The organism is Clostridium boliviensis (assembly GCF_033342255.1).
Classification (GTDB): Bacteria; Bacillota; Clostridia; order Lachnospirales; family Lachnospiraceae; genus Lacrimispora; species Lacrimispora boliviensis.
In genome coordinates this window covers 57,500-80,173 of sequence record NZ_JAWONS010000123.1, presented here as the reverse complement: position 1 = coordinate 80,173, position 22,674 = coordinate 57,500, and the positions used below count along the sequence as shown (strand labels likewise).

Genomic DNA, 22,674 nt, shown 5'->3' with positions numbered 1-22,674 from the left:
GGAAATAGGAAAGAGGAATGAGATGAGTAAAAATATTAAAGAACTGGAAGAGCAGATTGGCTACCGTTTTTCAGACAAGCATCTTATAACACAAGCTATGACACACAGTTCCTATGCCAATGAACACCGTTTGAATAAAACCGAGTGCAACGAGAGACTTGAGTTTTTAGGTGATTCGGTACTGGAGGTTGTTTCCAGTGACTGCCTGTATCACAAGTATCCCCAGAAGCCAGAGGGCGATTTAACCAAGATACGCGCAAGTATTGTCTGCGAGCCCACACTTGCTTACTGTGCAGAGGTGATTAAGCTTGGAGAATATCTGCTTTTAGGCAGGGGGGAAGAGTCAACTGGAGGCAGAGGGAGAGCTTCGATTGTTTCAGATGCGATGGAAGCACTGATAGGGGCCATTTATCTGGATGGTGGTTTTGCTAATGCAAAAGAGTTTATCCTTCGTTTCATTATGAATGATCTGGAACATAAGCAGCTCTTTTTTGATAGCAAGACTATCTTACAGGAGATTGTTCAGAGCCAGACGGAAGAGGCTCTGAGCTACGAACTCTTAAAAGAAGAAGGACCGGATCATAATAAGATATTCGAAACGCAGGTAAAAATCGGAGATACTCCCATCGGTCAGGGGACAGGGAGAACCAAGAAGGCGGCGGAGCAGGTGGCGGCTTATCATGGGATTCTGAAGCTGCGTGGACAATAATAAGGAACACCCTTCGGGTATCCCTCTATGTCCAAAGGGCGTGGACAATAATAAGGAACACCCTTCGGGTATCCCTCTATGTCCAAAGGGCGTGGACAATAATAAGGAACACCCTTCGGGTATCCCTCTATGTCCAAAGGGCGTGGACAATAATAAGGAAAAGAAAGGGCAGCTGGTGATGGCTGTCAGCGTGGAGTATGTATTTAAAAAGTATAGAGATTCAGGGGTTTAAATCTTTTGCCAACAAAATAGTATTCGAATTCCATAACGGAATAACAGGCATTGTAGGCCCTAATGGAAGTGGTAAAAGCAATGTTGCTGATGCGGTGCGCTGGGTACTGGGGGAACAGAAAGTAAAGCAGCTGAGAAGTTCAAGTATGCAGGATGTCATCTTTTCAGGAACAGAGCTGAGAAAACCCCAGGGATTTGCCTATGTAGCCATAACGCTTGACAATTCAGACCACCATTTAGCCATTGATTACGACCAGGTGACTGTTTCGAGAAGAGTTTACCGTTCCGGTGAGAGCGAATACATGATTAATGGAAGTGCCTGCCGGTTGAAGGATATCAACGAGCTTTTCTATGATACCGGAATTGGTAAGGAAGGTTATTCCATTATCGGACAGGGTCAGATTGATAAGATTCTAAGCGGGAAACCCGAAGAACGCCGGGAACTTTTTGATGAAGCAGCTGGAATTGTCAAATTTAAACGCCGGAAATCCATCGCTCAGAAGAAGCTTGAAGATGAAAAGCAGAATCTGGTCCGTGTCAGTGATATTCTGACGGAGCTTGAGAAACAGGTTGGCCCTTTGGCAAAACAGTCTGAGGCAGCCAAAGAGTATCTGCGGTTAAAGGAAGAACTGAAAAAGTATGATGTAAATCAGTTTTTGATGGAGACGGAAGGATTGCGTTTCCAGATGAAAGAAGTGGATGAGAAAGAGGTAATTGTCACCCGTGATCTGGAAGATGCAAAAAACATATCAGAAGGCATAAGAGAGCAGCATGAGACTCTTGATACATATTTATCCCAGTTGGATGAATCTATTTTAGCAAGCCGTAATGACAAAAACAACTCTGATATAGAGACTGGTAATTTACAGGGCCGCATCAATGTATTAAAAGAGCAGATTAATACAGAACAGATGAATGCGGAGCATATTGCAGGCAGGGTGAGATCCATACACTCTGAGATAGATATGAAAAATTCTCAGGCAGCTTCCTATGAGGAGGAACGGTCTGTTATCGCAGAGTCAGTAAGGGCTGCGGTAGAACAGCTAAAGCAGGGAGAGGCAGTTCTTGCTGCAGAGGATGAAAAAATTCATGTTCTGGAACAGAGGATCGAGTCCGGGAAAGGGAGTATAATTGAACTCCTGAATGAAAAGGCCACATTAAATGCGAAGCAGCAGCGTTATGAAACTATGCTTGAGCAGGTGAATGTGCGAAGATCTGAAGTGCTCCAAAAGCTTCTTAAATATAAGAGCGATGAATCCGAGCAGGATCAGCAGCTTTTGGTGCTTCAAAAAGAAGCAGACGAGATCGATGAAGGTATTCATAAGTACAATGAACTTCAAGAACAAAGCGAAAACCGGGCTGAGGAATTAGAGCATGAAGTCAAGCGGCTTGGGAAAAACTTAAACGACAGACAGCAGGAATACCATACCAGTTATACAAAACTGGAATCACTCCGGAATCTGGCAGAGCGATACGAAGGATACGGAGGCAGCATCCGCCGTGTCATGGAAGTAAAAGATCGGGTAAGAGGAATTCATGGAGTTGTGGCAGATTTGATTACTGTTTCTAAAAAGTATGAGGTTGCCATTGAAACAGCTCTGGGAGGAAGCATTCAGAACGTTGTTACTGACTCAGATCAGACAGCCAAACAGCTGATTGAGTATTTAAAGAAAAACAAGTACGGAAGAGCTACATTTCTACCTCTTACCAGCATTGGTAATAGAAATACTTTTAGTCAGGAGAAAGCCCTTAACGAACCGGGAGTGCTGGGACTTGCCAATACTCTGGTTGAGGCAGCCAGCCAGTACCAGGGCCTGATGAATTATCTTCTTGGCAGAGTGGTAGTTGTAGACACCATTGACCATGCAATTGCACTGGCCAAAAAGTTTCAGTATTCTTTAAGAATCGTAACTCTGGAAGGAGAACTTTTAAGTGCAGGCGGTTCCATGACAGGCGGTGCTTTCAAAAATACCAGCAACTTGCTGGGACGTAAGCGTGAGATGGATGAACTGGAAGCCGTCTGCGAAAAAGCACTGAAAGAAACCGGACAAATCGAGACAGAGCTGGTTATGAACGAAGGTCTTCTGAGTGAATGCAAAGAAGAACTGGAAAATATCAGAACTGAGAAACAGAAGCTTTATTTAAGGCAAAATACGGTTAAAATAAATCTGCACAGGATTGAAGATAAGAAAGCAGAGATTATAGAGTCCTATGGGGACTTAGAACTGGAAAATTCTCAGCTTGAGGTCCAGAAAAAGGAAATCGGAGAAAACAGGCAGGATCTGATTCTTTCTATGGAGAAACTGGTTTTACGAAGCGGTGATATTGACGGTGAACTGGAGGGGTTCAATGCAGAACTTGAGTTGGCAAGATCCAACCGGGAAAAACTCTCAAAAGACTTATCCGAGGCACAGCTTAAAGCCTCTGGTCTGAAACAAAAGGATGATTTCGAGCTGGAAAATATCCGGCGGGTGAAAGAGGAAGTAAGCAGGTTGGAAGAAGAACTTTCAGCACTGACTCAGGGTTCAGGCAGCTCCGGTTTGATTATAGAAGAAAAACAAAAGGAAATCGAAGCATTAAAAACCCAAATTGCTGAAATCAGTTCCGTAAAAGAAACGCTGGATCAGGAAATTAACGATAAACTGGCAAAAAAAGAAATGAAATCCAAAGAACAGAAAGAACTGTTTCAGAAAAGAGAAGAGCTTACCCAGCGCATCAGTCTGCTGGATAAGGAATTATTCCGCCTTCAGAGCCAGAAGGAGAAGATGGAAGAACGTATGGAAAACCACGTAAATTATATGTGGAACGAATATGAACTGACATTTTCAAAAGCTGAAGCTTTAAGAAATGAGGAATGGACTTCTCTTGTGGATATCAAGAAAATGATTGCTTCCTTAAAGGAGGAGATCCGTAAGCTGGGAAATGTTAATGTTAATGCCATTGAAGATTATAAAGAAGTATCTGAACGATACGAATTTATGAAAACCCAGCATGATGATCTGATCACTGCAGAGGAAACGCTGTTGAAAATCATTGACGAACTGGATACCGGAATGCGTAAGCAGTTTGAGGAGAAATTCAGGGAAATCAGAGTGGAGTTTGACAAGGTTTTCAAAGAACTCTTCGGAGGAGGCCGGGGTGCACTGGAGCTTGTGGAAGATGAGGATATTCTGGAGGCAGGAATACAGATTGTTTCCCAGCCGCCTGGTAAAAAACTCCAGAATATGATGCAGCTATCCGGTGGGGAAAAAGCACTGACAGCAATTGCTCTTCTTTTTGCCATTCAGAATTTAAAGCCGTCCCCATTCTGTCTGCTGGATGAGATCGAGGCAGCGCTTGATGACTCTAATGTAGACCGTTTCGCAAAATATTTGCATAAGCTTACAAAATTTACACAATTTATTGTTATTACCCACAGACGTGGTACCATGGTGTCTGCGGATCGTCTGTATGGTATTACCATGCAGGAGAAAGGCGTTTCAACGCTTGTATCTGTTAATCTGATTGAAGATGATTTAGAAAGTTAAGGAGGCCGACTATGGGAGAAAAAAAGGGATTCTTTGGAAAACTGGTAGCTGGACTGCAGAAAACAAGAGACAACATTATCGCTGGTGTGGATTCCATTTTCAACGGTTTTTCGGCCATTGATGACGAGTTTTATGAGGAAATTGAAGAAATTCTGATCATGGGTGATCTGGGTATCCAGACTACGATGTCCATTATGGAGGATTTAAGAAAAAAGGTTAAGGAAAATAATATCAAGGATCCTTCCGAATGCAAGCAGCTTCTTATGGATAGTATTATGGAGCAGATGGATTTAGGGGAAAATGCTTATGAATTTGAAAAACGCCGTTCTGTTTTATTGATTATCGGAGTAAACGGAGTTGGAAAAACCACTTCTGTAGGAAAGCTGGCAGGGCAGTTAAAGGATGATGGAAAAAAAGTAATTGTTGCTGCGGCAGATACATTCCGGGCAGCAGCGATTGAACAGCTGACCGAATGGGCAAGAAGAGCAAACGTGGATATAATCGCCCAGCAGGAAGGCTCTGATCCTGCAGCTGTTGTTTATGATGCTGTTGCTGCGGCAAAATCCAGACAGGCAGATGTCCTGATCTGTGATACGGCAGGACGTCTCCACAACAAAAAGAACCTGATGGAGGAACTGAAAAAAATCAATCGCATCATAGATAAGGAATATCCGGAAGCATACCGGGAAACGCTTGTGGTCTTAGATGGTACCACCGGTCAAAATGCTCTTGTACAGGCGAAACAATTCATGGAAGTGGCAGACATTACCGGAATTATTCTTACCAAACTGGATGGTACAGCAAAGGGAGGAATTGCAGTAGCAATTCAGTCTGAACTTGGAATTCCGGTAAAATATATTGGTGTTGGAGAGAAGATTGATGACTTGCAGAAATTCAATGCAAACGAATTCGTAGATGCATTGTTCCACGTAGAAGAGAAAGATGAGGTGTAAATTATGTTGACATTGGAAAAGTTTGAGGAAGCAACAGAGGTCGTTGGAAAGGTTACCCTGGAAACAAAGCTTATATACAGTGAGTATTTTTCCGGTCAAACTGGAAATAAAGTGTATTTTAAGCCGGAGAATATGCAGTATACAGGGGCATACAAGGTAAGAGGTGCTTATTATAAAATCAGCACTCTGACAGAGGAAGAAAAATCCAAAGGATTGATTACTGCCTCTGCCGGCAATCATGCACAGGGCGTTGCCTATGCGGCGAAGCTTGCCGGAATTCCCGCTACCATTGTCATGCCGACTACGACTCCTCTGATGAAGGTTAACCGGACAAAGGGATACGGAGCAGAAGTAATTCTGGAAGGAGATGTCTTTGACGAGGCCTGCAACTATGCCTATAAGCTTGCAGAGGAGAGAGGACTTACCTTTGTTCATCCCTTTAATGATTTAGATGTGGCTACCGGACAGGGAACCATAGCCATGGAAATCATTAAAGAACTTCCCACTGTCGACTATATTCTGGTACCAGTCGGCGGTGGCGGTCTTTGCACCGGCGTATCCGTACTGGCAAAGATGTTAAATCCAAAGATTAAAGTAATTGGTGTGGAGCCTGCTGGTGCAAACTGTATGCAGGAATCACTCCGCCAGGGAAAAGTAGTATCTCTTCCCAGTGTCAATACCATTGCAGACGGTACTGCAGTGAAATGCCCTGGAGACAAGCTGTTTCCATACATCCAGGAAAATGTTGACAGCATCATTACAATTGAAGATTCTGAACTGATTGTAGCATTCTTAGATATGATGGAAAACCATAAAATGGTTGTTGAAAATTCCGGGCTTCTTACTGTTGCTGCTTTAAAACATATTGATGTGGATAATAAAAAGATTGTATCAATCTTAAGCGGCGGTAATATGGATGTGATCACGATGGCTTCCATCGTACAGTTGGGACTGATTCAGAGAGACCGCATCTTTACTGTATCTATTCTTCTCCCGGATAAGCCCGGAGAATTGGCCAAGGTATCGACTCTTCTTGCAAAAGAACAGGGCAATGTAATTCGTCTTGAACATAACCAGTTTATCAGCATTAACCGGAATACAGCGGTGGAATTAAGAATTACATTGGAAGCTTTTGGAACAGAACATAAGAATGCGATTATGGCTGCCCTTACTTCCGAAGGATATCGGCCGAAGCTTGTAAAATCCAAGGGAACCTATGGGGAATAAGATAATAAAAAAGCCGGGATTAACCGGCTTTTTTATTAATTAATATTATTTAAGGCTTTTTGCACTTTCCCCATCATACGAAAAGATACGGAATAAGTTTCTTTGTTATCCATAATTAGCAGAGCGTCCTCTCTGGAATATTTAATTACATGTTTCAGATTTACAATAGCAGAACGGCTGCATTGAAGAAAGGCAGAGTTTAGTATTGAATTCAGTTCCTTTAAAGTTCCGGTTATTTGTTTTACACCAGTTTTTGTATGTATTATAATTTTATGATAGTCTTCTCCGGTTGTAACTGCAATAATATCGTTCTGGTCCAGGATGAGAGAAGATTTATCAATTTTAATCGATAAAAAATGATTTGATATATTTAACTGGTTTTTATAGTTTGTTTCAGCGTTTCGTATACACGAGCATATCTGGTCCGGTAAAGTATTCGTCATATCTTTTACAATAAAATCCATGGCCTCCACTTTATATTGAAAAGTGAGAATAGCCATTTCGCTATGAGTAGTGACAAAAACAATGTATCCGCGTGGATCATATTTGCGAATTTCCTGAGCCAGTTCTATTCCGTTTAATTTAGCGTGTAAATCAATATCAAGAAAATAGAGTCCTGTAATGCTGGACTTTTTTCTCAATGATAATAGTTCTTCCGGATCAGAAGTGCTACAATAAAGGTTAGATTCTGTGGAATTCATTAACAGATATTTATCAACAATGTCTTTCCATCTTATTAATTGTCTTTCATCGTCTTCACAAAGATATATATGAATCATCTATCGCACCTATTTTACACCTTTTCTTAAAATCAGTTTTTGAGTAAAGTAAGGTTCTTCGTAAGTCATATCCCAGATAATATTATCGTGATTTTGTAGTATGAGGGAAACGTTATAGAGTCCTACTCCACGATCTTCCCCTTTTGTGGATACTCCATGGCTGCTAAGTTTCGAGATTGCATGACTTAGAGGACGCGAAGTGTTTTTGATAATGATATAAAGTTCATCGTCCTTATAAAACATGCAGAAGTACAATTCTTTTTTTGCAGTATCCATAGCTGCTTCTATGGCATTATCCATAAAGATTCCAATGATTCTGGACAGATCAAGACAATCAAGGACCAGATTGTCAATTGTTTCTGTTAATTCAATTTTTAGATCGATTCCTATCTCCATTACATAAATAAATTTTGATGAAAGCAGGCTTTTTAAAGCCGTGTCTCTGATTTTCGACAGTGCCCCTAATTTTGTGTCTGATTCTGAAAACTCATGACTGATTGGGAGGACCTTTTTCTCATAATATTCAATTAATCCTTGCATATCACTTTCATCCATAAAACCACTCATAGTGCTTAATATGTTTAAGTAATCATGCTTGAATTTTCGCATTATCCCGTAGGATTTTTCCAACTTATCTGTATAAAGCTGTAGATTCTCATACTGCGCCATACGGAATTTATAGGCTTGTTCGCTAACAGTCACCTTGTAAATTGAATACATAAGTAAAGCGGTGATTGAAAATAGCAGTAAAAAAATCATCCCATTTAGTCCAATTACGCCATAATTATAACCTAGACGTTCTCCATATGAAAAATTAAAGACGAAGAAAAAAACCAGTAAAGATAAATCGATTAATATTGCTTTCAACATATGCTGGTTAGTTAAATATTGAGTAATATTTAATCTTTTGTGAATAAACCATCCGATTAATTTTGTTGTAACTCCGCAATATGTACAATATATAATGGAAAAAGCAATATTCAGCATATCATGTTTCAGCATAGATACCATATCCATTTTAAGTACTTCACCGGCAATGTACATAAACAAATAATTAAATGCTATGATATATAAATATCCGAACATATAACATCCCAGGCTTAAATAATCGCTTTTTGTAATCACATATACAATCAGCAATATACCTGAAAGAGTAATAAAAGTACCGGCCTGCCCGTAAACATGGTTTAAAAGATAAAGAGAGCCAAACGCATATAAGAACAAAAGTAATCTTTTTAACACAGACGGTTTTTGGGGCAATAAATTAACACAGGAGAAATAATTACATAGTCCTCCTGTAAAAGTATAAATAAAATATGTCATGGTGTCTCACCTCGCTAGTAAATACTATTATTGTACCTTGTTAGATATAGAAAGTAAAGTTAATTGTGTGAAAAAACATTGTATTTGACGCTTAAGATAAAATACACTACGAAAATTGCAAAAACATTTTTTATTTAAAAGTTATGGTAATATAGGCATAAATGGTGGTGGTAAAATGAGCATAAATAAAATGGCATCAATGATGAATAGTTGGCTGAATCAAATAAGTCCCAAAAGTAAAGAAGAGAACGATGTAATACAATATGGAATTGAATTATTATTGGATAATATCGTTAAGTTTATATTCATACAAATCATAGGAATTATGATTGGAAAAGGTCTGGAAACTCTTCTTATATTAACAGCTTTTTGCGGACTCAGATTGCAAGCTGGCGGTATACATGCAAAAACAGGGGCGGGCTGTGGGTTTAGTATGTTACTTATATGGGCTTTATCTTTAACCGGTCACATATATTTACCAATCAGGCTATCCCTACTGCCATATATCTATATTATATCGGTGATTACTATTTTAATCTTTGCTCCCAGAACCATCAACATAGAATACTTTACACCAAAAGATATTCGTAAGAAGAAACTGTATTCTATTGCTGTTTTAACCATTATCATGACGGCTGCTTATTTAGATCCGTCGATGAGAGAACTACTTATTTATCCGGTTGTTTTGGAAATATTAACGTTATTTCCTAAAAACAAAACAAATAAAAAGGAGATTGAGGATGATGAAGAAAGAAGTAGTAAAAGAATTGCAGAAAGCATTAGTGAAAGTATCTCTTAATTCTGTAGGGAGAAGCATTCCGGCTGGAGTTTATGAAAGAAAAATCCCAGAAGAAGTGTTAAAAATGCGCAATGCAAAGTAGTTTGAGTAGAAAAGACATCATCAGAGATTCCGGTATGAGTAATGCAACAAGATTTAAAAATGTTGTTTAATGAAAAAGCATATAGTATAAGTAAACATTGGTTTCTTATACAAAAAAGGGGAGTATCTGCTGTCTTTAAGTGTAGTTTTAAAAGACAGCAGATCTATATGTATTAGAATGGATTTTTCGTTATGCATGTAGTTTTTTTCCTACGTAAACAGATGAAATGTTAGGAGAAAGGTATATGAGAGAAAACTTATTTGTTAAAATATTAAAAAAGGAAAATAATATAAAAAATTTCGAGATTTTTAATGAACAAAATATGTGTGAGATTATACCAGAGGAATACTGTATCGAGGTAATAACGAAAATTCCCGAAAGAAAGAATATTATAGAAATGATAGAGATTTAAATAGAAAATAAATGGGTGTTAAAACAGATTGATAGATTTGTTTTGACACTCCTTTTTTATGAAAAAACGGACTCGTAAGAGTCCGCAATCATTACAGTTTATTTTCTGGAATTTTGGGTTCAGCAACCATAGAATAATTTGTATGATAAATTACAAATCCCGGAGCTGCCCCGGCCACTTTTTTGATCTGTTTTTTCTGTATATAATCCACTTCGACTTTATCATTTTCCCGGCCTTTGGAGTAGTAAGCAGCCAGTGCCCCGGCTTCTTCAAACGTCCGGTCAGGAAGCTCTTTTCCTTCAGATTTAACGATTACATGGGAACCCGGAATTCCCTTTGCATGAAACCACCAGTCATTGCCGTTAGCAACTTTAAAGGTCAGTTCTTCGTTTTGATAGTTGTTTTTTCCTACATATATATGAAAACCATCGGATGAAATATAATGGAAAGGCTTACTGGTGACTTTTGGTTTCTTGTCTCCGGCCCTGCGGTGCTTGACATAGCCGTATTCCATCAATTCTTCCTTAATCTGAACAAGATCTTCTTCTAGCAAAGCGATATCCAGTGCTGCACTGATGGACTCTAAGTGGTCGATTTCCTGCCTGGTTTCACTGATTTGTCCGGTAACAGCTTCAAAAGTTCGTTTCATTTTATTGTATTTGTCAAAATATTTCTTGGAATTTTCTTTGGCGGAAAGCTGGCTGTCCAGTGGGATAGTGATGTCCTCGTTGGTGTAATAATTTAAGCAGGTTAGCTGCTTCTCACCGCCTGTCAGTTCATAACCATAGGTATTTAAAAGTTCTCCGTATACTTTGTATTTGTCCTTTTTTTTCGTGTCTTTTAACTGTTTTTCCTGCAGATCGTATTTTTTATAATTACGTTCCAAAGCTGTCTGCACAATCTTCCTTAAATCAACAGATTTCTGACGGATTCTGGTTACGATATTTTTGGCAGCATAGTAGGTTTCTAACAGTGTACTGATGGATTCAAATGACTTTGCTTCGTAACCATTTCCTTCATAACAGGTTAAGGGGACAGCTGCGAATTCAACCGGCTCTTCATTTTTGTATATAATATTAGGTTTAAAAACCCCCTTTTTGATGTCTTCAATCATAAAAGAGAACATGCGGTATAAATGCAGAAGTTCCGTTTCAGAAAGTTCATTGGCAGAATGATCACCATCAATAGAAGCAAGATGGCACAGCTCATGACCGATAATAGGACTCAGCCCTGTAAGAGTTAAATAAAGACCCTTTTGAACCGGTGCTGCCGCATGTCCTACACAAGCAATGAATTCTTCTTGTGTAATTGTCAGCGGATCCTTCTTCTCCATAGTTTGAGGAATAAAATATTTTCTGCCGGGCAGAACCTCACGCACAGAACTGACCTGGGCAGAGATGTGCTTAATGCTGTCCAGTATCAAATCATCTTCATTGCAGAAGATAATATTGCTGTGCTTTCCCATGATTTCAATCATGAGCTTTTTGGTCCGCCTGTCCCCTAATTCATCTAAATGCTCAATTTCCATGCAGAGAATTCGTTCCAGACCTGGCTGGCTGACTTTTACGATCCGCCCGTTTCCAATATGCTTTCTTAAAAGCATGCAGAAATTAGGCGCAGTTAAGGGACTCTGCTTGTTGTTTTCCGTAAAATAAACCAGTGGTAAGCTGGCACTGGCGGAAATTAAAAGTTTCCATGTATTTTTTTGATTTTTAACAGTAAACAGCAGTTCATCTTTTTCCGGCTGAGCGATTTTGGAGATCTTCCCGCCTTCCAGCCGGTCTTTCATTTCTGCCGTGAGATTTGCCATAACAATTCCATCGAATGCCATTGTTTGTGTCCTCCGGTAAGGTTTATAGATGGAGATAGTATATCACAGAAACATGGTTCTGTAAAATTTAAAACCATTTGACTTGTTTTTTATTATGACTTATAATGGTTTATATCTATGGCGAAAGAGAGGCATTTGTAATGATTAAGAGCATGACAGGTTTCGGTAGGTACGAAACCGTCACGGATGAGTATAAAATTTCCGTCGAGATGAAGGCTGTAAATCACAGATATTTGGATTTAAGCATAAAGATGCCGAAAAAGTTTAATTTCTTTGAAGCAGGGATCAGGAATCTGTTGAAAAATTATATTCAGCGCGGAAAAGTAGACGTTTTTATCAGTTATGAAGATTATACGGAGAACAAGTTGTGTCTCAAGTATAACAGTGCGCTGGCTGCTGAATACATGGGCTATTTTACAAAAATGGAAGAGCAGTTTGGAATTCAGAATGATATCAAGGTTTCTGCACTCGCCAGATGTCCGGAAGTCCTTATTATGGAAGAAGTACCGGAAGATGAAGATCAGATGTGGAAGCTTCTGTCAGAAACAGTAGAGGAAGCTGCAAAGCGTTTTGTGGAAACAAGATTAACCGAAGGCGATAATTTAAAGGCGGACCTTTTAGGCAAGCTCAGCCTGATGAATGATATTCTCGATTTTGTTGAAGAGAGATCACCTAAGATTCTGGCTGAATATCGGGCAAAACTGGAAGATAAGGTGAAAGAGCTTCTGGCAGGCGCTGCCATTGATGAAAGCAGAATTGCTGCAGAGGTGACGATATTTGCAGATAAGATCTGCGTGGATGAGGAAACGGTCCGGCTGAGAAGTCACATTGAACATACACGCTCAGAACTTGAGATAGGAGGAATTGTGGGAAGGAAACTTGATTTCATCGCACAGGAGATGAATCGGGAAGCCAATACCATTCTTTCCAAGGCCAGTGATCTGGAAGTTTCAGAGAGGGCTATTATATTAAAGACTGAGATAGAGAAAGTACGGGAACAGATACAGAATATTGAGTAGGAGAATCGCAGGATGAACGAGAATGGTATGTTGGTAGTTGTATCCGGTTTTTCCGGTGCCGGAAAGGGCACACTTATGAAAGCGCTTCTGAACCGGTATGAGAATTATGCATTGTCTATTTCCGCCACTACCAGAGCTCCCAGAACAGGGGAAGTGGACGGAAAAGAGTATTTTTTTGTTACAGAAGAACATTTTAAAGATATGATAGAGAAGGATGCATTGATTGAGTATGCACAATACGTCAATCATTCTTATGGCACTCCCAAAGAATATGTTTTAAACCAGATGAAAAAGGGGAAAGATGTTATTCTTGAAATAGAAATTCAGGGAGCGCTGAAAGTAAAGGAACGGTTTCCGGAGGCAATCCTGCTGTTCGTTATGCCGCCCAATGCACAAGAACTGAAACGCCGTTTGGTCGGCAGAGGTACAGAAAGCATGGAGGTAATTAACGCCAGGCTGCGCAGGGCTTCGGAAGAAGCAGAGGGCATGGAAGCTTATGATTATATTCTGATTAATGATGAGATCGACAGATGTGTGGAAGAGATGCATCTTATGATTCAGGTACAGCATAAGCGTGCTTCCAATAATGTAGCATTTTTGTCCCAGATCCGGGAAGAATTAAAGAATATATAATTTTGATTAAGAAAGGGGAATGGAAGATGTTACATCCATCTTATTCTGATTTGATTAATGTAGTAAACAGTGAGGTTGAGCCTGGAGAGGCTCCGGTTATACAGAGCCGTTATTCCATCGTGATTGCCGCAGCAAAGAGAGCAAGGCAGATCATCGGAGGTGCTGACACTGAGGTTCCGGGAGCCGGCAAGAAGCCGCTATCAGTTGCCGTAGAAGAGTTATACGAGGGCAGAGTGAAGATTTTAAGCGAAGCGGACGCAACAGAAGAAGACGATAATTAGGAAGAGGGCCGTCTCCGTTTTGGTAGATGGCCTTTTCTTTCAGGAAAACCAATGACAGGAGTTTTAAACATGAAGTTATTATGCATTTCACTGGGCTGTGATAAGAATCTGGTTGATACTGAGATGATGTTAGGCCTTTTAAATAAAGACGGGTATACGTTTACAGATGACGAATACGAAGCAGATGTCATTGTCATCAATACCTGTTGCTTTATCGGCGATGCCAAAGAAGAAAGTGTAAACACCATATTGGAGATGGCTCAGAGAAAGACAGATGCAAACTGTAAGGCGTTAATTGTAACTGGCTGTCTGGCGCAGCGCTATAAGCAGGAAATTATTGATGAGATACCTGAGGTGGATGGCATTCTGGGAACCTCAACTTATGATGAGATTTCCAATGTTTTAAAGGCTGCACTGGGGGGAAAGGAACCGGTAACCTGTTTTCATGAACTGGACATACTACCCCAGACAGGAACGGACAGAATTCTCACCACTGGCGGCCATTATGCATTTTTAAAGATTGCAGAAGGATGTGACAAGCATTGTACTTACTGCATCATTCCCACGCTGAGGGGGAATTACCGCAGTGTTCCCATGGAATATCTTGTAAAGGAAGCTGAAAAGCTGGCCGAAAAAGGAGTGAAAGAGCTGATCTTAGTAGCTCAGGAGACGACACTATACGGCGTTGATCTCTATGGTAAAAAATCACTCCCTGAACTGTTACGAAAGCTTTGCAAGATTTCCGGCATTCAGTGGATCCGTATACAGTATTGCTATCCTGAGGAGATTACCGATGAGCTGATTGCAGTAATAAAGGAAGAGGAAAAAATCTGCCGCTATCTGGATATGCCGATTCAGCATGCCAGCGATCATATTCTAAAGCGCATGGGAAGAAGAACGTCCAAAGAGCAGCTTAAAGAAATTGTTAACAAACTGCGAAGAGAGATTCCGGATATTGCACTTAGAACCACGCTTATTTCCGGATTCCCCGGAGAGACAGAAGAAGACCATGAAGAACTGATGGAATTTGTGGATGAGATGGAGTTTGAACGTTTGGGAGTTTTTGCTTATTCTGCAGAGGAAGATACACCAGCTGCAGAATTTCCGGATCAGGTACCTCAGGAATTAAAAGAGGAACGAAGGGATGCAATTATGGAACTCCAACAGGAGATTTCCATTGAGCATTCCCAGTCCATGGTTGGAAAAACACTGGAAGTAATGATTGAAGGAAAAGTGGCTGATGAGAATGCTTATGTAGCCAGAACCTATATGGATGGTCCGGGAGTGGATGGAATGATTTTTGTCCAGACGGGAGAGGAACTCATGTCTGGTGATTTTGCAAGAATCCGTGTAACCGGAGCGATGGAGTATGATTTAATAGGAGAGTTGGAAGATGAATTTACCGAATAAACTGACTGTTTTAAGGGTTATCATGATTCCGTTTTTTGTTCTTTTTTTACTGCTTGACGGAGGTACCAATGTGACCTATCGTTATATTGCAGCAGCTGTATTTATTGTTGCAAGTTTTACCGACCTGCTGGATGGAAAGATTGCTAGAAAGTATGGACTGGTTACGAACTTTGGAAAATTTATGGATCCTCTTGCTGATAAACTTCTGGTATGTGCCGGTCTGATCTGTTTTACTGCACTGGGTCAGCTGCCTGCATGGATCGTTATTGTGATTATCAGCCGTGAATTTATTATCAGCGGGTTCCGTCTTGTTGCCTCTGACAATGGTGTGGTAATAGCAGCAAGCTATTGGGGCAAATTTAAAACCGCTTCCCAGATGATTATGTCTGTGCTTCTGATTTTAAACATCCCTGTATTGGCCATTGTTACCAATGCTTTTATCTGGATTGCGGCAATCCTTACTGTGGTTTCTCTTGTTGATTATATAGCAAAAAATTATCGCGTTCTTATGGAAGGGAGTATGTAATCATGGTTGTAGAACTAATTTCGGTTGGAACCGAGATTCTTCTGGGTAATATTGTGAATACCAATACCCAGTATCTCGCAGAAAAATGTGCTCTTTTAGGGCTTTCCATGTATTATCAGGTAACTGTCGGAGATAACAGGGACCGCCTTGCGTCGGCCTTTGAGACAGCTCTTAGCCGCTCTGATGTGGTTATACTTACCGGAGGACTTGGTCCAACGGAAGATGATCTGACAAAGGAAGTCTGTGCAGAAGTGATGGGCTTTGAACTGGTTGAGGATGAGAATACCAGAGAGCGGATCGCGAAATATTTTAAAAACAGCATCTATAAGGAAATCCCGGATAATAACTGGAAACAGGCTATGGTACCGCAGGGAGCCACGGTTCTTGATAACAGCAATGGAACAGCACCCGGTCTGATTATGGAGAAAAACGACAAGACCGCAATTCTGCTTCCAGGTCCGCCCAATGAATTAAAACCTTTGTTTACAGAACAGGTTTCCCCCTACTTAAAGAAACTCCAGCCACAAGTTATACGCTCCCAGATGATTAAAATATGCGGTCACGGGGAAAGCCAGGTAGAAGATAAACTGATTGATTTAATCAACACCCAGACCAATCCTACCATTGCCACCTATGCCAAAACAGGGGAAGTTCATTTAAGAGTGACAGCAAAGGCGGACAGTGAAGAGGATGCAAAGAATCTTCTGAAACCAGTTGTTAAAGAGATCAAAAAGCGGTTTGATACAGATATCTATACAACTAAAGAAGAAGAAACTCTTGAGATGGCAGTGATACGGCTTTTAAAGAAATACGAGCTGACAGTCACAACGGCGGAGTCCTGTACAGGAGGTCTGATTGCAGGCAGACTGGTTAATGTACCAGGAGCATCTGAGGTCTTCAGGGAAGGCTTTATCACATATTCCAACAAAGCAAAAAGGAAATATTTAGACGTCAGCAAGAGTACTTTGAAAAAATACGGAGCAGTCAGTGAACAGACAGCCAAGGAGATGGCGACTGGAGTTGTATTTGCAACAGATGCTGATGCATGCGTTGCTGTAACAGGAATTGCCGGACCAGATGCAGAAGGTGAAAAGCCAGTTGGTCTTGTATATATAGCTTGTTATATGAAGGATAAAGTAAAGGTGGAGGAATACCATTTCAAAGGTAACCGTGAGAAGATCAGGGAACAGACAGTAGTAAAGGCTCTGGACTTCTTAAGACGGTCTATTTTGTCCAATTATCATTAGAGACCCCGAGAGGAGACGATACGTGGAAACCCGTTTAATTAAAAAGCAGATGACTTCTGCTTATCAGTATTCTTATGTAAGGCTTGTACTAAATTATTATACATTATTGGAGACTGTTGCAGAAGAAGCACCCAAATCCCAGCAGATTACTGCGTGTGTGAGACGGTTAAACGACCTTATGGGAGAATATATTACCGGTAATGAAATCAAGGATGATCTGCTGAAACTAAGAAATGATATGACTCGGGAAGTGGAGGTGCTGACCTCATATGCTGACTGCTTTCAGATTTACGAGTATATTTTAAACCGCATGGAGCGTAAGTTTGCACCTTACAATGTGCCAGGTACAACTGAAGACGAATTTTTAAAAAGGCTGTTGGAATTTATCACAGGTGCTGGTGATTCGGCTGTTATGAACGGCCGGATCAAACAGATTATCGGACAGCTTCCGGTAAGACTGACAAAACAGAAGTTTTACAGTCTTCTTATGGAAGGGCTTTCTATCTATATTGGTTCTCCAAGAGAAAATCTTCGTGACATGATGTATACGCTACGGACGGAGTCCATGGTTTATCTTCCCGAGGGTATGGAAAATGGTCACAAGGATATTTTTGAAATTTTACAGCAGTTTAAGCACAGTGATTACCGGAATATGACATTTGACGGTTATAATGAAGCTGCCGCCAAATTGTCCTATGCAAGCCAGGTACTTACTGATGAATCAGGTTATTACGTGATGATTCAGGATCTGATTAATGATCTGCTCGTGTTACTGCTTGCCCAGCCGGATGCAGTGATCGATGTCAGCGAGGAAGATTTTTATCGTTCTGTGATAAAACGTATTCTGCTTAAATTTGAACAGGAAGATTTTATCATTGCAGAAGAGGAATTTCTTGATCAGCTGACCCAGCTGGAAGGCAGGCAGGAAGCTTACTACGAACGATATTTAAAAGTAGAAGTTGTAAAAGAAGACCAGCAGCCGGTCAATGATCCGGATTATATCCGTTCTATGAATGTGGACAGGCTGTTATCTGGCAGCAGTTTTGCACAACTGTTGATTCCCAAGGAAGCAACGTCTTCTGCAGACGATGCAGAGAGTATTGTGGACCGGTCTTATTTAGACAAGGAAGCAGAAGCTTACATTCATGAACTGGATGAACTTTTTGCAGATGCTCCAAAACCGGTAGTCCGTGCGGTGATGGCTAAGGTTCTGTCAGACCTGCCTGTTTATTTTAACTCAATCGATGAAATACAGGAATATATCAAAGGCAGTCTTGGCAGCTGCATGGACCAGGCTGAAAAAGAAACATGTATGGAATTATTGGAAGAGTTGATGGATTATGAAAATAAGCTGGTATAACCGTTTATACGTCGGAGAAAAAGCAAAGAAGAAACGTTACCGGATCATTCAGGGAATCAGGAAGGGAAAGCCAGGTTTGGAAATTTATGTGATTACTCCCGCTTCAAATGGGAATAATATACTTGATATCTATCCGGCTGCTGAACTGGCATCTCCGTTTTATAAGGAAAAAGAGTTCTTTATACTCGGCATTGCTGCTGATTACTGGGAGGCTCTGGAAGTAGCAGGATGTGTGATCCATGACTTGTACCGGAAAACAGAGGGATTTCATCTGTCTGATTTAATAGACTCCGGTAAGATGTGAGGTGTTCATGCTTCATATAATTTTATTTATTTTAAAACTGATAGGGCTGCTAGTCCTGATTCTCTTAGGGCTCATTTTACTGGCAGTTTTGCTGGTGCTTTTCGTTCCGGTCCGTTACCGCGGGGAAGGATCTTATTATAACAGAGTGAAGGGAAATATGAAGATTTCCTGGCTGCTACATATCCTTTCTGTCACGGTCCGGTATGAGAATGAGATTCTGATTGTCATTCGTCTGTTTGGGTTTCCAATCAGGAAACCGAAAAAGATGGATGAGGAGATGAAGGAAGCTGAGGAAATTGTGGTTCAGGCTATGGAGGTAAAGGAGCCGGAAACCATAAAGGAAGCAAGACGATTGGGAGAGGATATTAAAGATACGGTCCTTAAAGAGTCTGAGCCTCAGCCGTCAGTACATGCTAAGAGAAGGTCCTGGATTCAGACCTTGTATTACAAGATAAAGAAGAAATTCATTCATATTCTGAAAAAAATAAGGCATTTATACAAGAGAATTTGTGACACATGGAAGAACATGAAGGATAAGAAAGAGGAAATTCAGGCGTTTCTTACCAACAGTCAGAATCAGAAAACAGCAAAGCTGCTTTTCAGACAGGTAAAACGTCTGATTCGTCATATTTTCCCTGTGAAGGGACATGGAACTGTGACATTTGGTTTTGAGGACCCGGGTCTGACCGGACAGGTACTTATGGCTGCCAGCCTGCTGTATCCGTTCTTTCATAAACATTGGAATCTGTATCCGGTTTTTGACCGGCCCGTGTTTACCGCAGAGGGTACATTCCAGGGAAGATTACGCCTGGGAACAGCCCTTGTTATTGGTTTGCGGATGTTTTTTGATAAAAACTTCAGAGTTTTGCTGAAGAGATGGCTTCGATAAAGGAGGAATTGCGTTCAATGGCAGATAATTATTTTACGTCTACAGTAGAGGCACTGTTTAAAGGTATGGATGCCTTTGTAGCGACAAAGACGGTTGTGGGAGAAGCGGTAAAATTGGATGATACCATTATTCTGCCTTTGGTGGATGTAACCTGCGGAATGGCCGCCGGATCCTTTTCAGAAAATACAAAAGAGAAGGGTGCAGGAGGAATGCATGCAAAGATGAGCCCAAGTGCCATACTGATCATACAAAATGGTGTGACAAAGCTGGTTAACATCAAACAGCAGGATGCGGTGACAAAGATTCTTGACATGGTTCCGGATTTTGTCAATAAATTTACATCAGGAAATAAAGAGGTATCTCCAGAGGCAATTAAAGTGGCAGAGGAGATGGCTGCTGCAGCAGAGAAAGAAAAAGCAGAAGAATAAGAAAGGGATAAGCCGCATAGGATATTATATATAGCCTGAATGGATTGAGGGATGATATGAGAAGAGTATGCGGACTTATGCTGTTTTGTTTTGGAGCAGGTATGGCTATCCTACTGTTTATCCCGGCGACGATCGTTACAATTCTGTTTATAATTGGATGTCTGGTACTGGGATATAATCTGTTTTGTTATTGACAGCGAATGCTATTATTGAGGCCCGATTGGATCAACCGGGCCTCATCATTATAAAAAAAATACTCCTGACTGTCACCAGCCAGGAGTTTCCTACGATTAAGCTCTTTCAACTAATCCGGATCTTAAACAGGAAGTACATACGTACATCTTCTTAGCGCCGCCTGTTACTTTAACTTTAACGGACTTCACATTTGCTTTCCACATCTTATTGGATCTTCTATGGGAATGGCTCACTGCGTTGCCAAAGTGAGCAGCCTTTTCACAAATTGCACATTTAGCCATGATTGCACCTCCTTAAAAGTAACTTGGATTTTTATTGGTTGAAAAATCCACAACAAATGTATGATAACAGAAATTACAGCGATTTGCAAGTGAAAATTAAAAATTTGTTTCTTTTTTTGGAAAAATAATGTATAATCAAAACAGACAGAAAGAACGGAGGTAGAGACTATGAAGGGTTATATCAATAATAAACTGGGCGAAATCCAGGTAAGCCCTGATGTTATCGCTATGTACGCCGGAACAACTGCAGTTGAGTGCTTCGGTATTGTCGGTATGGCGGCTGTCAGTATGAAGGATGGACTCGTTAAGCTGTTAAAACGGGAAGGACTGACACATGGAATCAATGTTTTGATTCAGGACAACCATATCACCATTGATTTTCATGTGATCGTAGCATACGGAATCAGTATATCAGCAGTAGCGGATAATCTGATTGAAAATGTAAAATACAAAGTAGAAGAATTCACCGGTATGACGGTAGATAAGATTAACATCTTTGTCGAAGGCGTAAGAGTGATTGATTAAGGAGGAAACTACCTGTGGGTATGAAGTATATAGACGCAAAGATGCTGCAGAAGGCATTTTTAGCAGGTGCAAAAGAACTGGAAGCCAAAAAGGACTGGATTAATGAATTGAATGTATTTCCGGTACCAGATGGAGATACCGGAACAAACATGACAATGACCATTATGTCAGCTGCAAAAGAAGTGGCTGCTATTGAGAATCCGACTATGGAATCTCTGGCAAAAGCAATTTCTTCCGGTTCTTTAAGAGGCGCAAGAGGAAACTCCGGCGTAATCTTATCCCAGTTATTCCGAGGTTTTACAAAAGAGATCGCAGCCGCTGACCAGGTGACCGTTACTATTATGGCTAATTCCTTTGTAAGAGCCACAGAGACAGCCTATAAGGCAGTTATGAAACCAAAAGAAGGAACGATTCTGACAGTTGCAAGAGGCATGGCAGAAAAAGCTGCTGAGCTGGTTACTGAGACAGAGGATATTATTGAATTCTGCCATCAGGTCATTGAACAGGGAGATTATGTGTTAAGCCAGACACCGGAGATGTTACCTGTTTTAAAACAGGCCGGTGTTGTGGATTCTGGTGGTCAGGGACTGATGCAGGTAGTAAAAGGAGCATTTAATTTTCTTATAGGTAAGGAAGTTGATCTTACGGTAGAAACTGCAGGACACAGGGAGGCAGCATCAGGCTCTGACGGTGTTGCTTTAAAAGAAGCAGATATTAAATTTGGATACTGCACAGAGTTTATTATTAATTTAGAAAAGTCTTATAATGAAAAGGCTGAGCAGGAATTTAAGGGTTATTTAGAATCCATAGGTGATTCTCTTGTGGTTGTATCAGATGACGATATTGTAAAGGTACACGTTCATACCAATGATCCGGGACTTGCCATTCAAAAGGCTCTGACCTTTGGCTCTCTGTCACGTATGAAGATTGATAACATGAGAGAAGAGCACCAGGAAAGGCTGATTAAAGAATCAGAAAAGTTGGCAGCACAGCAGAAGGCAGAAGAAAAGAAAGCAGAGTCAAGAAAGCCTTATGGTTTTATCTCCATTTCTGCTGGAGAAGGTCTTGATGAGATCTTTAAAGGCATTGGAGCGGATTACTTAATTCAGGGCGGTCAGACCATGAATCCCAGTACAGAGGACATGTTAAACGCCATTGACCGGGTAAATGCGGACACAATTTACATCCTGCCAAATAATAAGAATATCATTCTGGCTGCAGAACAGGCGAAAAGTCTGGTGGAGGAAAAGAAAGTAATCGTTATCCCCTCCAGGACGATTCCACAGGGAATCACTGCTATTATAAATTTTGCACCTGATTTATCTCCCGAAGAAAATGAAGCCAACATGACGGAAGAGATGTCACGTGTAAAGACCGGACAGATTACTTATGCAGTCCGCAATACCACCATCGATGACATCGAAATCAAAGAAGGCGATATTATGGCTCTGGGAGACCGCGGCATTCTTTCAGTGGGAAAAGAGATTGAATCCACTGCTCTCAAATCACTGGAAGCCATGGTAGAGGAAGAATCAGAATTAATTACTATTTATTATGGTAAAGATGTGAGCGAAGAAGCTGCCAATGCATTAAAGGAAAAAGCGGAAGAACAATTCATCAATTGTGAAGTGGAACTTCATTCCGGCAGTCAGCCAATTTATTATTATCTGATTTCCGTAGAATAAAAAGGAATCAGAGCATAG

Annotated in this window: 23 protein-coding genes; 19 read left to right on the top strand and 4 right to left on the bottom strand. The window is 40.6% G+C overall.

The features are described from left to right. The first annotated feature begins 22 nt into the window (after nt 1-22). Genes rnc through ilvA form a run of 5 tightly spaced genes read left to right on the top strand, consistent with a single transcriptional unit; the run spans nt 23 to nt 6,647 of the window. Nucleotides 23-709: a ribonuclease III gene (gene rnc, locus RZO55_RS08345; protein ID WP_318063825.1), complete on the top strand. Its 687-nt coding sequence runs from the start codon at nt 23-25 to the stop codon at nt 707-709. Then, nucleotides 699-941 carry a hypothetical protein gene (locus RZO55_RS08340; protein WP_318063823.1) on the top strand — a complete coding sequence of 81 codons (243 nt, stop codon included), beginning with the start codon at nt 699-701 and terminating at the stop codon, nt 939-941. Before rnc ends, RZO55_RS08340 begins: the two co-directional genes overlap by 11 nt. Next, nucleotides 907-4,467, top strand: coding sequence for a chromosome segregation protein SMC (gene smc, locus RZO55_RS08335; protein WP_318063822.1), 3,561 nt, complete (start codon nt 907-909; stop codon nt 4,465-4,467). Before RZO55_RS08340 ends, smc begins: the two co-directional genes overlap by 35 nt. 11 nt (nt 4,468-4,478) lie before the next feature. Further along, on the top strand, nt 4,479-5,420 hold the full coding sequence (gene ftsY, locus RZO55_RS08330; RefSeq protein WP_318063821.1) for a signal recognition particle-docking protein FtsY: 942 nt from the start codon (nt 4,479-4,481) through the stop codon (nt 5,418-5,420). Nucleotides 5,421-5,423: 3 nt separating this feature from the next. Further along, a complete protein-coding gene (gene ilvA / locus RZO55_RS08325; protein ID WP_318063820.1) occupies nt 5,424-6,647 on the top strand; it encodes a threonine ammonia-lyase in 1,224 nt (407 codons plus the stop codon). Nucleotides 6,648-6,682: 35 nt separating this feature from the next. On the opposite strand, the gene RZO55_RS08320 is transcribed toward ilvA, so the two are convergent. Next, the gene (locus RZO55_RS08320; RefSeq protein ID WP_318063819.1) at nt 6,683-7,426 is read right to left on the bottom strand and encodes a LytR/AlgR family response regulator transcription factor; all 744 of its coding nucleotides are present in this window, start codon (nt 7,424-7,426) and stop codon (nt 6,683-6,685) included. 9 nt (nt 7,427-7,435) lie between these two features. Continuing rightward, the gene (locus tag RZO55_RS08315; RefSeq protein ID WP_318063818.1) at nt 7,436-8,668 is read right to left on the bottom strand and encodes a sensor histidine kinase; all 1,233 of its coding nucleotides are present in this window, start codon (nt 8,666-8,668) and stop codon (nt 7,436-7,438) included. 256 nt (nt 8,669-8,924) lie between these two features. Between RZO55_RS08315 and RZO55_RS08310 the strand changes: the two genes are divergently transcribed. Both RZO55_RS08310 and RZO55_RS08305 read left to right on the top strand, forming a co-directional pair. Next, nucleotides 8,925-9,548 carry an accessory gene regulator B family protein gene (locus RZO55_RS08310; RefSeq protein ID WP_318063817.1) on the top strand — a complete coding sequence of 208 codons (624 nt, stop codon included), beginning with the start codon at nt 8,925-8,927 and terminating at the stop codon, nt 9,546-9,548. A gap of 326 nt (nt 9,549-9,874) precedes the next feature. Next, on the top strand, nt 9,875-10,042 hold the full coding sequence (locus RZO55_RS08305) for a hypothetical protein (RefSeq protein ID WP_318063816.1): 168 nt from the start codon (nt 9,875-9,877) through the stop codon (nt 10,040-10,042). 91 nt (nt 10,043-10,133) lie between these two features. On the opposite strand, the gene RZO55_RS08300 is transcribed toward RZO55_RS08305, so the two are convergent. Then, a complete protein-coding gene (locus tag RZO55_RS08300) occupies nt 10,134-11,873 on the bottom strand; it encodes an Rqc2 family fibronectin-binding protein (RefSeq protein WP_318063815.1) in 1,740 nt (579 codons plus the stop codon). 140 nt (nt 11,874-12,013) lie between these two features. Between RZO55_RS08300 and RZO55_RS08295 the strand changes: the two genes are divergently transcribed. The 10 genes from RZO55_RS08295 to RZO55_RS08250 all read left to right on the top strand — a co-directional run bounded on the left by RZO55_RS08295 (nt 12,014) and on the right by RZO55_RS08250 (nt 19,970). Beyond that, on the top strand, nt 12,014-12,892 hold the full coding sequence (locus tag RZO55_RS08295; RefSeq protein ID WP_318063814.1) for a YicC/YloC family endoribonuclease: 879 nt from the start codon (nt 12,014-12,016) through the stop codon (nt 12,890-12,892). Nucleotides 12,893-12,904: 12 nt separating this feature from the next. Next, nucleotides 12,905-13,525, top strand: coding sequence for a guanylate kinase (gene gmk / locus RZO55_RS08290; protein WP_318063813.1), 621 nt, complete (start codon nt 12,905-12,907; stop codon nt 13,523-13,525). A 26-nt stretch (nt 13,526-13,551) separates the two neighbouring features. Continuing rightward, a complete protein-coding gene (rpoZ, locus tag RZO55_RS08285; protein WP_318063812.1) occupies nt 13,552-13,806 on the top strand; it encodes a DNA-directed RNA polymerase subunit omega in 255 nt (84 codons plus the stop codon). A gap of 69 nt (nt 13,807-13,875) precedes the next feature. After that, nucleotides 13,876-15,216, top strand: a complete 1,341-nt coding sequence (gene rimO / locus RZO55_RS08280) for a 30S ribosomal protein S12 methylthiotransferase RimO (RefSeq protein ID WP_318063811.1) — start codon at nt 13,876-13,878, stop codon at nt 15,214-15,216. Continuing rightward, on the top strand, nt 15,200-15,742 hold the full coding sequence (gene pgsA / locus RZO55_RS08275; protein ID WP_318063810.1) for a CDP-diacylglycerol--glycerol-3-phosphate 3-phosphatidyltransferase: 543 nt from the start codon (nt 15,200-15,202) through the stop codon (nt 15,740-15,742). The genes rimO and pgsA overlap by 17 nt, the downstream gene beginning before the upstream one ends. A gap of 2 nt (nt 15,743-15,744) precedes the next feature. Further along, on the top strand, nt 15,745-16,989 hold the full coding sequence (locus RZO55_RS08270) for a competence/damage-inducible protein A (protein WP_318063809.1): 1,245 nt from the start codon (nt 15,745-15,747) through the stop codon (nt 16,987-16,989). 22 nt (nt 16,990-17,011) lie between these two features. Next, on the top strand, nt 17,012-18,349 hold the full coding sequence (locus tag RZO55_RS08265) for a hypothetical protein (protein ID WP_318063808.1): 1,338 nt from the start codon (nt 17,012-17,014) through the stop codon (nt 18,347-18,349). Next, on the top strand, nt 18,330-18,653 hold the full coding sequence (locus tag RZO55_RS08260) for a hypothetical protein (protein WP_318063807.1): 324 nt from the start codon (nt 18,330-18,332) through the stop codon (nt 18,651-18,653). The genes RZO55_RS08265 and RZO55_RS08260 overlap by 20 nt, the downstream gene beginning before the upstream one ends. A gap of 7 nt (nt 18,654-18,660) precedes the next feature. Then, on the top strand, nt 18,661-19,542 hold the full coding sequence (locus tag RZO55_RS08255; RefSeq protein ID WP_318063806.1) for a DUF2953 domain-containing protein: 882 nt from the start codon (nt 18,661-18,663) through the stop codon (nt 19,540-19,542). Nucleotides 19,543-19,559: 17 nt separating this feature from the next. Continuing rightward, complete coding sequence (locus RZO55_RS08250) at nt 19,560-19,970, top strand: GerW family sporulation protein (protein ID WP_318063805.1); 411 nt, start codon at nt 19,560-19,562, stop codon at nt 19,968-19,970. A 290-nt stretch (nt 19,971-20,260) separates the two neighbouring features. Here RZO55_RS08250 and rpmB read toward each other — a convergent pair whose 3' ends face one another. Next, a complete protein-coding gene (gene rpmB / locus RZO55_RS08245; protein WP_097004294.1) occupies nt 20,261-20,446 on the bottom strand; it encodes a 50S ribosomal protein L28 in 186 nt (61 codons plus the stop codon). Nucleotides 20,447-20,614: 168 nt separating this feature from the next. On the opposite strand from rpmB, the gene RZO55_RS08240 reads away from it, so the two are divergent. Together RZO55_RS08240 and RZO55_RS08235 are read left to right on the top strand one after the other, a co-directional pair. Next, nucleotides 20,615-20,971, top strand: a complete 357-nt coding sequence (locus RZO55_RS08240) for an Asp23/Gls24 family envelope stress response protein (protein ID WP_097004293.1) — start codon at nt 20,615-20,617, stop codon at nt 20,969-20,971. A 14-nt stretch (nt 20,972-20,985) separates the two neighbouring features. Further along, nucleotides 20,986-22,656 (top strand): DAK2 domain-containing protein, encoded by a 1,671-nt coding sequence (locus tag RZO55_RS08235; protein WP_318063804.1) that lies wholly within the window; start codon nt 20,986-20,988, stop codon nt 22,654-22,656. The last annotated feature ends 18 nt before the right edge of the window (nt 22,657-22,674 follow it).